Consider the following 14,576-nt stretch of genomic DNA (forward strand, 5'->3'; position numbering starts at 1 on the left):
CAAACCCGCACTGCATGATTGAACGAAGCGGCTCTTCAAGGGACCGTCACCGCCGTGATCTTGGCCGCCGTCGGCGTGGCGTCGAGCAGCATCTGCGAAGGCCAGGTTGCCCATGTCGCACCAAGTTCGGACGTGTTCGGATCGCCGTTGCGCATGAAGGCGCCGACACTGGCCATGACGGCCTTCGACAGCGCCACGCGCCCCTTCTCGTTGGCCTTGCCGCCCATCACGTTGCTGAGCAGCGAGCCCTCGAAATTGCCGAACACGAACGGCAGGTCGAAGGCATGCGACGCGCCGTACACGTCGTTCCACGGTGCGGCCTCCTGCGCCCAGTCGAGGCGGTAGTGCCAGATGTTCGACTGGCGCGTCTTCATGGTGTTGAGCAGGTTGTCGCGGTTGGCGCCGAACAGGCCCTGCGTGATGAGGTCCGTGGCCGCGTTGTAGCCCGAGCCCACCTTATCTACCGGAAGGTAGGACGGGTCGATGATGTCCGCGACCGTGAGCGTGGGCGCTGCATCGGGGTTGAAGTTGAACATCATGGAGAAGCGCGCGGGGTCCTGGACGATCCAGCCGGCCTTCAGGCCCGGGATGCCGAGCGACCCCAGCAGCGACGCAAAGAGCTTGCCTTCGTCGCGCGTGTTGCCCGCGAGCATGGGCACCTTGACGTACTTGTCGGCCGCGATGGCACCGATCGGGTCCGTCGGCAACACCGTGCCATCGGGAATGGGCGCAACGTTGCCCTGTCCGGCGGCAGTGACCTTGGTCAACAGCGCCCCGCCCTCCTGGGCGCGCAGGTAGGTGGCGATCTGCTCCGGCGTGCGCGTGCCGATGTAGACCTTGGCTGCAGCGTCATCAGCCACGGTGCCGTCGGCGACAAGCAGCTTCTCGAGGATCGTCTGGCCCTGCGTCAGCGACACCGAAGCTGGCTGCAGCGTCGGCAACGTCTTCGCCGGCAGGTTGGTCGCGAGCGAAATGCCGCCGCTCATCTCGAAGGCCTTGTGGAACAAGCCCTTGGCCATCGGCGAAGTCATCACCGCCAGCAGGTTGGTCGCGCCGGCCGATTCGCCCGACAGCGTGACGTTGCCCGGGTCGCCACCGAAGTTCGCGACGTTGTTCTGGATGAAACGCAGCGCCGCCATGTTGTCCAGCAGCGCGAAGTTGCCCGAATCGTCGCCCGCCGTGCCGCCCGGCCGCAGTTGCGGCACGTTCAGGAAGCCCAGGATGCCCAGCCGGTAGCTGGCGGTGATGACCACCGCGTTGGTGGCCTTGGCCAGTGCCGCACCGTCGTACAGCGGATCGGCCGTGTAACCCGAAATATTGCTGCCGCCGTGGATGAACAGCAGCACCGGCAGGTTCTTGTCGGTGGTCGCCGGGCGCCAGATGTTGACGAACAGGCAGTCTTCGCTGCCGACCGGCTTGCCCAGGTTGGTGCCGATGGTGGCGTCGTAGGTGTTGTTGGTGCCGGGACTGAAGAGCCGGCCGATCTGCAGGCAGGCGTTGCCGAAGGCCTTGGCCGGGCGGATGCCGGTCCAGGCTTCGGGCTCGACCGGCGCACGCCAGCGCAGCGCGCCGACCGGCGGCTGGGCGAACGGAACGCCCTTCCAGGACCAGGTGCCGGTCCTGGCGCTGTCGTCCACGCCTTCGACCTTGCCGGCCGTGGTCTGGCGCACCATGGGACCGTCGGCGGCGGGAGCCGGTGCCGGGGCCGGTGCGGGCGCCGGTGGCAACACGGGAAAGCCCACAGACCCTGACGAGCCGCCGCCGCAGGCCGCGAGCGCCGCCGCGGCGGCCAGCGTAGCCACGGTCGCGATGGCGCGCGCCATCGCCGTCTGTCCTGCCGCACCCTGGTTTTGTGCTGTTGTCGTTGTCTTCATGTCTTGTCTCCACACCGGGTTAATCGGAATTCCTGGCTTAGCGCGCGGCACCCATACTGCGGGCCGCCGTGCACTGGAAAAATTCTAGGAACCGGCGCCGTTTTCACCGCTATCGCAAGCGAGCCAATCCAATGACTTCAGAAGCCTCCCTGCCGCGCCATTCGCGCCGGTCGTCGCGCCGCCCCGGCTGTCCGCAGCCCGAGCTGCGCACCAGCTCGGCCGCGTGGCTGGAGGGGGTGCTGTCGATGTTCGAGGCCGAGGGCCTGCACGTGCCCTCGCTGCTGCGCGACGCCGGCTTCGACCCCGATTCGCTGCATCGACAGAACGCGCGCTTCCCGGTCGACGAGATCTCGGTGCTGTGGCAGGTGGCCGTGGCACACGCCGGCCGGCCCACGCTGGGCCTGGACCGCGACCTGGCCGCCACCCACAGCAAGCTCGGCACCGTAGGCCATGCCATGGCCTGCAGCCCCAACCTGGGCGCGGCGCTCACGCGGCTCACGCGCTACATGGCCGTGATCTCCGACGCCACCGCCTTCTCGCTGCAGTCCGACGCGCGCGGCTGCTGGATGGTCATGGAGCACACCGGCGGCAGCCTGCCGATCCCGCGCCAGCGCGTCGAGTACGCCCTGCTGACCGTGCTCATGCAGTGCCAGTGGCTCACGCGCCGCGAACTGCAGCCACTGGCCATGGAATTCGTCTACCCGCCGCCGGCCGACGACCGGCTGCACCGCGCGGCCTTCGGCTGCGAGGTCCGCTTCAACGCGCCCGCCAATCGCCTGCTGCTGTCGTCGGCCGACATGACCATGCCGCTGCCCACCCACCATGCGGCGCTGGGCGAAATGCAGGAGCACCTGCTCGACGACCAGCTCAACCTGCTGGGCCAGACCACCACCGCCAGCCTGGTCTGCGCCGAGATCGCGCGCCGCCTGCAGCACGGCGAGCCACGCCGACAGGATGTGGCCTCGGGCCTGGGGCTGGCCGACCGCACCCTGCAGCGCCGGCTGCAGGAAGAGTCGGTGTCGTTCCAGGCGCTGCTCGACCGCACGCGCCGCGAACTCGCCAGGCAGTACCTGGCCGAGCAGCGCCACACGCTCGCGGACGTGGCCGACCGGCTGGGTTTCGTGGACGTCAGCAACTTCTTCCGCGCCTGCAAGCGCTGGTTCGGCCTGCCGCCGGCCCAGTACCGCGCCAGCCTCGGCCTCGGCGGCACCGGGGCGCTGCGCGGCGCGTTGCTCAACTGACCGGCCCGGGCCGCCGCAGCCACCCCACGTCCCCGATGGCCTCTGCGGCCCGGGGTTTCGCGCGCTGCCGGACAATCCGGGCATGAGCTTGCCCGTCGAAGACACCCGCCCGGTCGCGGACCTGGGCCTGCGTTGGAAGCCCGGCTTCTCGACGCTGGGCCCCGCCTTTTTCACCGAACTTCGCCCGACTCCGCTGCCCGATCCGTACTGGGTCGGCCACAGCGACGCCGTGGCGCGCGAACTGGGCCTGCCGTCCGGCTGGCGCGAGTCCGAAGGCACGCTCGCCGCGCTCACCGGCAGCCTGCCGGTCGCCGGCACGCGGCCCATCGCCACGGTCTACAGCGGTCACCAGTTCGGCGTCTGGGCCGGACAACTGGGCGACGGGCGAGCGATCCTGCTCGGCGAAACCGAGGGCGGGCTCGAGGTGCAACTCAAGGGCGCGGGCCGCACGCCCTACTCGCGCGGTGGCGACGGCCGCGCCGTGCTGCGATCGAGCATCCGCGAATTCCTTTGCAGCGAAGCGATGCACGGCCTGGGCATCCCGACCACGCGCGCGCTGTGCGTGACCGGCTCCGACGCCCGCGTGCGCCGCGAAGAACTGGAAAGCGCCGCCGTCGTGACCCGCGTGGCGCCGAGCTTCGTGCGCTTCGGCCATTTCGAGCACTTCGCCGCCAACCAGCGCGAAGACGAGCTGCGCGCGCTCGCCGACTACGTCATCGACCGCTACTACCCGGAATGCCGCACCACCGCACGCTTCAACGGCAACGCCTACGCCGCGTTCCTCGAGGCCGTGAGCGAGCGCACCGCCGCCCTGCTCGCCCAGTGGCAGGCCGTGGGCTTCTGCCACGGGGTGATGAACACCGACAACATGAGCATCCTCGGGCTCACCATCGACTACGGGCCCTTCCAGTTCCTCGACGGCTTCGACCCGCGCCACATCTGCAACCACAGCGACACCCAGGGGCGCTACGCCTTCAACCAGCAACCCAACGTCGCCTACTGGAACCTGTTCTGCCTGGCGCAGGCGCTGCTGCCGCTGATCGGCGACCAGGAAATCGCCGTGGCCGCGCTGGAGTCGTACAAGACCGTCTTCCCCAACGCCTTCGAAGACCGCATGCGCGCCAAGCTCGGCCTGTCGGCGCCTGCCGAGGACGACCGCGCACTGATCGAAGGCGTGCTCAAGCTGATGGCCGCCGAGAAGGTCGACCACACCATCTTCTGGCGCCGCCTCTCGAAGCACATGGCCGACGGCAACATCGAACCGGTACGCGACCTGTTCCTCGACCGGGCCGGTTTCGATGCCTGGATGCTCACTTTTTCAGAGCGGCATGCACAATCGCAGCGCGCCGAAGCGGCAGAATTGATGCTGCGGTCGAACCCGAAGTTCGTGTTGCGGAACCACCTCGGCCAGCAGGCCATCGAAGCCAGTCAGCAAAAGGACCATGCAGGTGTGGCAACCTTGCTGAAGCTGCTCGAAACCCCATTTGAAGAACACCCCGGTGCCGACGATTACGCCGGCTTCCCGCCCGACTGGGCCTCCACGATCGAAATCAGCTGCTCATCATGACCACGCCCATCCAGAAAACCGACGCCGAATGGAAAGCCCTGCTCGCTGAAAAGGGCGCTGAACCCGCCGCCTTCGAGGTGACGCGCCACGCCGCCACCGAGCGCCCCTTCACCGGCAAGTACGAAGCCCACTGGGACGACGGCACCTACCACTGCATCTGCTGCGGCGCCAAGCTGTTCGAGGCGGCCACCAAGTTCGACGCCGGCTGCGGCTGGCCCAGCTTCTCCGAAGAAGCCGTGCCCGGCGCCATCCGCAACATCGTCGACCGTTCGCACGGCATGGTGCGCACCGAGAACGTCTGCGCCAATTGCGGCGCCCACCTGGGCCACGTGTTCCCCGACGGCCCGACCGAGACCGGCCTGCGCTACTGCATGAACTCGGCGTCGCTCGACTTCCAGAAAAAATGAAACTGCTTCTCGACTTCTTCCCGATCCTGCTGTTCTTCGGCGCCTACAAGTTTGCAGACATCTACACCGCCACCGGCGTCCTGATGGCCGCCACCGTGGTGCAGATGGCCGTCATCTACGCCATGGAACGCAAGCTGCAGGCGATGCAGAAGGCCACGCTGGTGTTGATCCTGCTGTTCGGCACGCTCACCCTGGTGCTGCACGACGACCGCTTCATCAAGTGGAAGCCCACCGTGCTGTACGGCGCCATGGCGATCGCGCTGGCGGTGGCGTTGTGGGCACTGAAGAAGAACTTCCTGAAGATGCTGCTAGGCGCGCAGCTCGAGCTGCCCGAGCGCATCTGGGGCCGGCTCAACGTCGCGTGGATCGGCTACTGCGTGTTCATGGCCGCCATCAACGGCTACGTGGCGATGTACTTCACGACCGAGGCCTGGGTCAACTTCAAGCTCTGGGGCTATGTGTTCCCGATCGTCTTCCTGGTGGCACAGGGCCTGTACATCGCGCCGCACCTCAAGGAAGACAAGCCCGCGGCATGACGACCTCCACCACCACCTTTCCCCTGCCCACCGTGGCCGCGCTCGAGGCGGCGTTGCGCGCAACGCTCTCGCCCACGCAGCTCGAAGTGATCGACGAAAGCGCCGCCCATGCGGGGCATGCGGGTGCCAACGCCGAGGGCTACGGCACTCATTTCCGGGTGCGCATCGCCTCCCCGCTGTTCGACGGAAAGCCCCGCGTGGCGCGGCATCGGCTTGTGTATGATGCCCTCCAAGTTTTTATCGCACAGGGTCTGCACGCCATCGCCATCGAGGTGCTCTGAGTCGTCCAATCGGTTGCTTGCCGCGCTCGCCGCGGGCGCCCACCCTCTCCTTCTTCTTCCTGATCCTTGCTTTCTTCCCGCGCCTTTTCCTACACGCGCATTTCCTCTCCAGCCTGATATTCACTTCATGAAAAAACACATCTTGCAGGCCGTCGCGGCCGCAGCGCTGATCGGTGCCGTTCCCATGTCGGCATTGGCGCAGAACGCAGCCATCGTGAATGGCAAGCCGGTACCCAAGGCCCGCATGGACGTCCTGGCGCAGCAACTGGCAGCCGCCGGTCGCCCGGTGACGCCCGAGATGCAAGGCCAGCTGCGCGAGGAAATCGTGGCGCGCGAAGTGTTCATGCAGGAAGCGCAAAAGCAAGGCCTGGACGCCACCGAGGACTACAAGAACCAGCTCGAGCTCGCCCGCCAGGCCATCCTGATCCGCGCGCTGTTCGAGAACTACCGCAAGACCAACGCGGTGTCCGACGCCGACGTGAAGGCCGAGTACGACAAGTTCGTGGCAGCCAACGGCGGCAAGGAATTCAAGGCCCGTCACATCCTGGTCGAGACCGAAGACCAGGCCAAGAAGATCATGGCCGACCTGAAGAAGGGTGCCAAGTTCGAAGACATCGCCAAGAAGCAAAGCAAGGACCCGGGTTCGGGCGCCAACGGCGGCGACCTCGACTGGGCCAACCCGGCGAGCTTCGTGCCCGAGTTCTCGGAAGCGATGATCAAGCTCAAGAAGGGCGAGACCACCCCCTCCCCCGTGAAGACCCAGTTCGGCTATCACATCATCCGCGTCGACGACATCCGCCAGGCCCAGCTGCCGAAGATGGAAGAAGTGAAGCCGCAGATCACGCAGCAGCTGCAGCAGCAGCGCCTGCAGAAGTACCAGGAAGACCTGCGCGCGAAGGCGAAGGTGGAGTAAAGGTACACCCCCAGGCTTCGCGCACTTCGTGTCGCTACGCCAACCCCCTTGCAGGGGGCAACACCTGCGGCCCGGCAAAGCCGGTTCCGCGGTGTTCTGGAAATAAAAAAGCGGCCTGTCGGCCGCTTTTTTTTGCCCGCTGCGCGGGCTTGCCGCGTCGATCAGCCGACCCACTTGCGCGCATTGCGCCAGATCTGCATCCACGGACTCAGCGCGCTCTTGTCGCCCGACGTCCAGCTCATCTGGATGTTGCGGAACACGCGCTCCGGGTGCGGCATCACCGCGGTGAAGCGGCCGTCCGGCGTGGTCACCGAGGTCAGGCCGCCCGCGCTGCCGTTCGGGTTGAACGGGTACTGCTCGGTCGGCTGGCCGTGGTTGTCCACGAAGCGCATCGCGCCGATGGCCTTGGCCGCGTCGCCGCGGTGCTTGAAGTTGGCATAGCCCTCGCCGTGCGCCACCGCGATCGGCAGGCGGCTGCCGGCCATGCCCGCGAAGAAGATGCTCGGCGATTCGAGCACCTCGACCATCGACAGGCGCGCCTCGAAGCGCTCGCTCTGATTGGTGGTGAAGCGCGGCCAGGCTTCGGCGCCCGGAATGATGTCGGCCAGCTCGGCGAACATCTGGCAGCCGTTGCACACGCCCAGCCCGAAGGTGTCGGTCCGGCCGAAGAAGGTCTTGAACTGCTCGGCCAGCTTCGGGTTGAAGGTGATGCTGCGTGCCCAGCCGATGCCGGCGCCCAGCGTGTCGCCATAGCTGAAGCCGCCGCAGGCGACCACACCCTTGAAGTTGGCGAGGTCTGCCCTGCCCGTCTGCAGGTCGGTCATGTGGACGTCGAAGGCTTCGAAGCCGGCTTCGGTGAAGGCGTAGGCCATCTCGACATGCGAGTTGACGCCCTGCTCACGCAGGATCGCGACCTTGGGACGCGACTGCAGGATGGCCGGAGCGGCAGGCTGTGCGTTCGGTAGGAACACGTGCATGCCCGGATCGTTCGGCACACCAGCGGCGGCGTGCTCGGCATCGGCGCAGGCCGGGTTGTCGCGCTCGCGGGCGATCTTCCAACTGACCGAATCCCACACTTGCTGCAGGTCGTGCAGGCTGGCGCTGAACACCGACTTCGCATCGCGCCAGACTTCGAGCTTGCCCTTGCCGGCGTCCATGGCCGAACTGGCCGGACGCGTCTTGCCGACGAAGTGACTGTGCGTGCTGAGGCCGTGGGCGCGCAGCACCTGCATGACATCGTTGCGCTCCGCCGTGCGCACCTGCAGCACCATGCCCAGCTCTTCGTTGAACAGCGCCTTGAGCGTGAGTTCTTCGCGCCGTGCGCTGACCTGCTGCGCCCAGTTCTTGGCGTCGCCGGTTTCCATGCGGCTGTCGGAAATGCCGTCGCCTTCGGTGACGAGCATGTCGACGTTGAGTGCCACGCCGACGTGGCCAGCGAAGGCCATTTCGCAGGCCGTGGCGAACAGGCCGCCGTCGCTGCGGTCGTGCATGGCGAGGATCTTGCCGTCGGCGCGCAGCGCGTTCACGGCATCGACCAGCGCCACCAGCTGCGCCGGGTCGTCGAGGTCCGGCACCACATCACCGCTTTGGTTGAGCGTCTGCGACAGGATGCTGCCGGCCATGCGGTGCTTGCCATTGCCCAGGTCGATCAGCACGAGCGTGGTGTCGTCTTCCGTGGCGTCGAGTTGCGGTGTGAGCGTGCCGCGCACGTCGGCCAGCGACGCGAAGGCGGTCACGATCAGGCTGACGGGCGAGGTGACCTTCTTGGCTTCGCCGTTGTCCTTCCACTGCGTGCGCATCGACAGCGAATCCTTGCCGACCGGAATCGACACGCCCAGCGCCGGGCACAGCTCCAGGCCGACGGCCTTGACGGTTTCGTACAGCGCGGCGTCTTCACCCGGCTCGCCACAAGCGGCCATCCAGTTGGCCGACAGCTTGACGCGCGAGAGTTCGATGGGCGCGGCCAGCAGGTTGGTGATCGCCTCGGCCACGGCCATGCGGCCCGAGGCCGGCGCGTCGAGTGCAGCCAACGGCGTGCGCTCGCCCATGCTCATCGCCTCACCGGCAAAGCCCTTGTAGTCGGCCAAGGTCACGGCGCAATCGGCCACGGGCACCTGCCACGGACCGACCATCTGGTCGCGGTGGCTCAGGCCGCCCACGCTGCGGTCGCCGATGGTGATGAGGAAACGCTTGGACGCCACGGTCGGGTGCGCGAGCACGTCGATGGCGGCTTTCTGCAGGTCGACGCCCGTGAGGTCGAGCGGCTGGAAAGTGCGCGCCACCGTCTTGACGTCGCGGTGCATCTTCGGCGGCTTGCCGAGCAGCACATCCATGGGCATGTCGACGGGTTGCACCTCGGCACCCTCGTCGGCCACCAGCAGCTGACGCTCTTCGGTCGCTACGCCGACCACCGAGAACGGGCAGCGCTCGCGCTCGCAGAAGGCCTTGAACTGCTCGAGCGATTCCGGCGCAATGGCCAGCACGTAGCGCTCCTGGCTTTCGTTGCACCAGATTTCCTTCGGTGCCATGCCCGACTCTTCGAGCGGCACGGCGCGCAGGTCGAAGCGCGCGCCGCGGCCGGCGTCGTTCGTCAGCTCGGGGAAGGCATTGCTCAGGCCGCCGGCGCCCACGTCGTGGATGGCCAGGATCGGGTTGGCCGCACCCTGTTGCCAGCAGTGGTTGATGACCTCCTGCGCACGGCGTTCGATTTCGGGGTTGCCGCGCTGCACCGAGTCGAAGTCGAGCTCGGCCGCGTTGGCGCCGGTCGCCATCGAGCTGGCGGCGCTGCCGCCCATGCCGATGCGCATGCCGGGGCCACCGAGCTGGATCAGCAGCGAACCGGCGGGGAACTGGATCTTCTTGGTCTGCGTGGCGTCGATGCTGCCGAGGCCGCCCGCGATCATGATGGGCTTGTGGTAGCCGCGCTGCACGGTATCGAGGTCGCTGGCGACCGTCTGCTCGTACTCGCGGAAGTAGCCCAGCAGGTTGGGACGGCCGAATTCGTTGTTGAACGCGGCCCCGCCCAGCGGGCCCTCGGTCATGATCTGCAGCGGGCTGGCGATGTGCTCGGGCTTGCCGTAGTGGCCCTCTTCAGGCCACAGCTTCGACACCGTGAAGCCGGTCAGGCCGGCCTTGGGCTTGGAGCCGCGGCCGGTGGCGCCTTCGTCGCGGATTTCGCCGCCCGCGCCGGTGGAGGCGCCGGGGAACGGGGAAATGGCCGTCGGGTGGTTGTGGGTCTCGACCTTCATCAGCACGTGGCTCAAGGCGCTATCTTTTTGATAGCTCTGCGAGCCGTGGGCCGGAATGAAGCGTTCGATGGTCGCGCCTTCCATCACCGAGGCGTTGTCCGCGTAAGCGATCACCGTGTGCTGCGGGTTCTGCTTCTCTGTGTGGCGGATCATCGAGAACAGGCTTTGCGGCTGCGCCGCGCCGTCGATGGTGAAGTTGGCGTTGAAGATCTTGTGGCGGCAGTGTTCGCTGTTGGCCTGCGCGAACATCATGAGTTCGACGTCACTGGGGTTGCGACCCAGGCGGGTGAAGGCTTCGACGAGGTAGTCGATCTCGTCCTCGGCCAGTGCCAGGCCGAAGCCGGTGTTGGCTGCCACCAGGGCCGCGCGGCCGCCGGTCTGCACGTCGACCTGCGCCATCGGCTGGGCCGGCAGCTCGCTGAACAGGCTGGCGGCCTGCTCGACGGTGGCCAGCACCGATTCCGTCATCCGGTCGTGCAGCGGGCCGGCCGCGGCTGCCAATGCGTCGCCTTCGAGCACGGGGGCCTTGCCGATCAGCGGGGCCTTGAGCTTCAGGTGGTACTGGGTGACGCGTTCCACGCGGCGCAGCGCCAGGCCGCAGTTGTGGGCGATGTCGGTGGCCTTGGAAGCCCAGGGCGACACGGTGCCCAGTCGCGGTGTGACGACCACCGAGGTGGCCGCCTTGGCCGGCGCCTCGAAGGGCTCGCCGTAGGTCAGCAGCGCGGCAAAGCGCTCGCGATCCGCTTGATCCAGCGACGCATCCGTCACCACCAGGTGGACGAAACGGGCCGAAATGCCCTCGATGCGCGGCTCGATGGCCTGCAGCTTGGGCAGCAGCTGCCGTGCACGGAAGTCGCTGAGTGCGCTGCCGCCCTCGAACATGGTTACGACAGGAAGGGCTTGGGGTGCGGGCTGCGTCACGGTCGATGGGGCCTCGGGGGGCGCGTTGGAAATCAAGGAATCGAGGCGGATGGCCGCTGACTGGGGTCATCCGCGTTAACCCGGAATTTTAGCTTGCCGAATGGGATAATTCGGGCCATGAGCATTACCTACAAAGACGCCGCAGGCATCGAAGCCATGCGGGTCGCCTGCCGCCTCGGGTCCGAGGTGCTGGACTACCTCACGCCCTTCATCAAGCCCGGCATCACGACCAACGACGTGGACCGGCTGGCCGCCGAGTACATGGTCAAGCAGGGCACCACCTCGGCCACGGTGGGCTACATGGGCGCCAGCAGCGTGCCCTTCCCGAAATCGCTGTGCACCTCGGTGAACCACGTGGTGTGCCACGGCATTCCCAATGACAAGCCCCTGAAAAAGGGCGACATCATGAACGTCGACGTCACCGTCATCAAGGACGGCTGGTTCGGCGACAACAGCCGCATGTTCGTGATCGGCGACGCCTCCATCGCCGCCAAGCGCCTGTGCAGCATCACCTTCGAGGCCATGTGGCACGGCATCCTGCAAGTGCGCCCCGGCGCCCACCTGGGCGATGTGGGCCATGCGATCCAGAAGTTCGCCGAGGGCCAAGGCTTCTCGATCGTGCGCGAGTTCTGCGGCCACGGCGTGGGCCAGCGCTTCCACGAGGAGCCCCAGGTGCTGCATTACGGCCGTCCGGGCACGCTGGAAGAGCTCAAGCCCGGCATGATCTTCACGATCGAGCCCATGATCAACGCCGGCAAGCGCGACGTGAAGGAAGACTTCAAGGGCGGCCAGTACGACGGCTGGACCATCGTCACGCGCGACCATTCGCTGTCGGCCCAGTGGGAGCACACGGTGCTCGTCACCGAAACCGGCTACGAGGTGCTGACGCTCTCCGAAGGCAGCCCGCCCCTGCCCTCTTTCGTCACCTCGACCAAAACCTGACGCGCCGACGCGTCCTCCCGCCGTGATCGAAGCAGCCAAGATCGACGTGGCGACGCTGCGCGAAGCCTATCGCGCGAAAAAGCTCGCCCTTTTCGACACCTTGCGCTTCGCACGCGCGCCCACCCGCAGCGTCCACACGGTGCTGCGCCAGCTCTCGGCGCTGGCCGACCAGACACTGACCACGCTCTGGAACGAAGCCGGCTTCGGCGACGCCTTCGCGCTGGCCGCGGTGGGCGGTTATGGCCGTGGCGAGCTGTTCCCGTACTCCGATGTCGACGTGCTGTTGCTGCTGCCGCCCGACGGCCAGGACAGCGGCATCGATCCGACACGCATCGAGGCCTTCATCGGCCAGTGCTGGGACGCCGGCCTCGAAATCGGCTCCAGCGTGCGCACGCTCGACGAGTGCCTGGACGAGGCCGCCAAGGACATCACGGTCCAGACCTCGCTGCTCGAATCGCGCCTGATCACGGGCGACAAGAAGCTCTTCGGGGCCTTCCGCCGCCAGTTCACCCAGGCCATCGACCCGCAGGCCTTCTTCGTGGCCAAGTCGCAGGAGATGCGGCATCGCCACCAGAAGTTCGACAACACGCCCTACGCGCTCGAGCCCAACTGCAAGGAATCGCCGGGCGGCCTGCGCGACCTGCAGACCATCCTCTGGATGAGCAAGGCCGCCGGCTTCGGCAGCCGATGGGACGACCTGGCGAAGAACGGCCTGGCCACCCCCTTTGAAGCGCAGCAGATCAAGCGCAACGAGGCCCTGCTCTCGCTGATCCGCGCCCGCCTGCACGTGATTGCCAACCGGCGCGAAGACCGGCTGGTGTTCGATCTGCAGACCGCCGTGGCCGCGAGCTTCGGCTACGAGAGCGAGTCGCAGCGCAAGTCGAGCGAGGCGCTGATGCGCCGCTACTACTGGGCCGCCAAGGCGGTGTCGCAGCTCAACCAGATCCTGCTGCTCAACATTTCCGAGCGACTGCAGCCCGTGGCCGAAGAGCCGACGCCGATCAACGAGCGCTTCCACGAACGCGCCGGCCTGATCGAGATCGCCAGCGACGACCTGTACGAGCGCGAGCCGCATGCCGTGCTCGAGACCTTCCTGCTGTACCAGAAGACCATCGGTGTGAAGGGTCTGTCGGCGCGCACGCTGCGTGCGCTGTATAACGCGCGCCACATCATGGACAGCAAGTTTCGCAACGACCTGGTCAACCACGCGACCTTCATGCGGATCCTGCAACAGCCCTACGGCATCACGCATGCCTTCCGGCTCATGAACCAGACCTCGGTGCTGGGGCGCTACCTGCGCGTGTTCCGCAGCATCGTGGGGCAGATGCAGCACGACCTGTTCCATGTGTACACGGTCGACCAGCACATCCTGATGGTGCTGCGCAACGTGCGGCGCTTCTTCATCGCCGAACATGCGCACGAGTACCCGGGCTGCTCGCAGCTCGCGGCCGGCTGGGACAAGCCGTGGATCCTCTACGTCGCCGCCCTCTTCCACGACATCGCCAAGGGCCGAGGCGGCGACCACTCCACGCTCGGCGCGCGCGACGTGCAGCGTTTCTGCAAGCAGCACGGCATCGCGAAGGAAGATGCCAAGCTCATCGAGTTCCTCGTGGCTGAACACCTCGTGATGAGCCAGGTTGCGCAAAAGCAGGACCTGGGCGACCCCGAGGTCATCGGCGCATTCGCCAAGCGCGTGGGCAACGAGCGCTACCTCACGGCGCTGTACCTGCTGACGGTGGCCGACATCCGCGGCACCTCGCCGCGCGTGTGGAATGCCTGGAAGGGCAAGCTGCTCGAAGACCTGTACCGCTTCACGCTGCGCGCCCTCGGTGGGCGCATGCCCGACCCGGACGCCGAGGTCGAGGCCCGCAAGCGCGAGGCGCTGGTGCAGCTGGCGCTGCACGCCCAGCGCTTCGAGGCGCACAAGGCCCTGTGGGACACGCTCGACGTCGGCTACTTCATGCGCCACGACGCCACCGAGATCGCCTGGCACGCCAAGCAGCTCTCGCGTTTCGTGCCGCCGAAGAACGTGCCCATCGATCCGAAGGCGCCGCCCATCGTGCGCGCGCACCTGTCGCCGGTGGGCGAAGGGCTGCAGGTGGTGGTCTACACGCCCGACCAGTCCGACCTGTTCGCGCGCATCTGCGGCTACTTCGACCAGGCCTCGTTCAGCATCCTCGACGCCAAGGTCCACACCACCAGCAACGGCTACGCGCTCGACACCTTCCAGGTCGTGACGACCTTCCAGCCTGACCACTACCGCGACCTGATCAGCATGGTCGAGACCGGTCTGGCGCGAACGCTCACCGAAGCCGGCGCCCTGCCCGCGCCAAGCATGGGACGGGTGTCTCGCCGGGTGCGCAGCTTTCCGATCAAGCCACGCATCAGCCTCGTGCCCGACGACAAGGCGCAGCGCTGGCTGCTCAGCATCTCGGCCAGCGACCGCGCGGGACTGCTGTATTCGGTGGCGCGCGTGCTCGCGCGGCATCACCTGAACCTGCAGCTGGCGAAGGTGACGACCCTGGGCGAACGGGTGGAAGACACGTTCCTGATCAGCGGACCCGAACTGCAGGGCCAGAAGACACAGCTGGCCATCGAGACCGACCTGATGGAGGCGCTGGCCTCCCAGTGAGTCGGCGAGCCCCC

10 protein-coding genes are annotated in these 14,576 nt (G+C 67.0%); 8 read left to right on the forward strand and 2 right to left on the reverse strand.

The annotated features are described in order from the left end of the window. Positions 1 to 35: 35 nt before the first annotated feature. A complete protein-coding gene (locus D3H34_RS02430) occupies positions 36 to 1,874 on the reverse strand; it encodes a carboxylesterase/lipase family protein (protein WP_119551833.1) in 1,839 nt (612 codons plus the stop codon). Positions 1,875 to 2,005: 131 nt separating this feature from the next. Here D3H34_RS02430 and D3H34_RS02435 point away from each other — a divergent pair, with 131 nt between their 5' ends. The 6 genes from D3H34_RS02435 to D3H34_RS02460 all read left to right on the forward strand — a co-directional run bounded on the left by D3H34_RS02435 (position 2,006) and on the right by D3H34_RS02460 (position 6,819). Further along, positions 2,006 to 3,115 (forward strand): AraC family transcriptional regulator, encoded by a 1,110-nt coding sequence (locus D3H34_RS02435; protein WP_119551834.1) that lies wholly within the window; start codon positions 2,006 to 2,008, stop codon positions 3,113 to 3,115. Between the two features lie 82 nt (positions 3,116 to 3,197). Next, a complete protein-coding gene (locus D3H34_RS02440) occupies positions 3,198 to 4,682 on the forward strand; it encodes a protein adenylyltransferase SelO (protein WP_119551835.1) in 1,485 nt (494 codons plus the stop codon). Further along, on the forward strand, positions 4,679 to 5,089 hold the full coding sequence (gene msrB / locus D3H34_RS02445) for a peptide-methionine (R)-S-oxide reductase MsrB (RefSeq protein WP_119551836.1): 411 nt from the start codon (positions 4,679 to 4,681) through the stop codon (positions 5,087 to 5,089). Before D3H34_RS02440 ends, msrB begins: the two co-directional genes overlap by 4 nt. Then, positions 5,086 to 5,625, forward strand: a complete 540-nt coding sequence (locus D3H34_RS02450; protein WP_119551837.1) for a septation protein A — start codon at positions 5,086 to 5,088, stop codon at positions 5,623 to 5,625. The genes msrB and D3H34_RS02450 overlap by 4 nt, the downstream gene beginning before the upstream one ends. After that, the gene (locus D3H34_RS02455) at positions 5,622 to 5,906 is read left to right on the forward strand and encodes a BolA family protein (protein ID WP_119551838.1); all 285 of its coding nucleotides are present in this window, start codon (positions 5,622 to 5,624) and stop codon (positions 5,904 to 5,906) included. The genes D3H34_RS02450 and D3H34_RS02455 overlap by 4 nt, the downstream gene beginning before the upstream one ends. Before the next feature lie 127 nt (positions 5,907 to 6,033). Beyond that, the gene (locus tag D3H34_RS02460) at positions 6,034 to 6,819 is read left to right on the forward strand and encodes a peptidylprolyl isomerase (protein WP_119551839.1); all 786 of its coding nucleotides are present in this window, start codon (positions 6,034 to 6,036) and stop codon (positions 6,817 to 6,819) included. 161 nt (positions 6,820 to 6,980) lie between these two features. On the opposite strand, the gene purL is transcribed toward D3H34_RS02460, so the two are convergent. After that, positions 6,981 to 10,949: a phosphoribosylformylglycinamidine synthase gene (gene purL, locus D3H34_RS02465; RefSeq protein ID WP_119551840.1), complete on the reverse strand. Its 3,969-nt coding sequence runs from the start codon at positions 10,947 to 10,949 to the stop codon at positions 6,981 to 6,983. A 156-nt stretch (positions 10,950 to 11,105) separates the two neighbouring features. On the opposite strand from purL, the gene map reads away from it, so the two are divergent. After that, the gene (gene map, locus D3H34_RS02470) at positions 11,106 to 11,930 is read left to right on the forward strand and encodes a type I methionyl aminopeptidase (protein ID WP_119551841.1); all 825 of its coding nucleotides are present in this window, start codon (positions 11,106 to 11,108) and stop codon (positions 11,928 to 11,930) included. A gap of 22 nt (positions 11,931 to 11,952) precedes the next feature. Beyond that, positions 11,953 to 14,562, forward strand: a complete 2,610-nt coding sequence (locus D3H34_RS02475) for a [protein-PII] uridylyltransferase (protein ID WP_119551842.1) — start codon at positions 11,953 to 11,955, stop codon at positions 14,560 to 14,562. Positions 14,563 to 14,576 lie beyond the last annotated feature (14 nt).

It is taken from the genome of Acidovorax cavernicola, assembly GCF_003581445.1.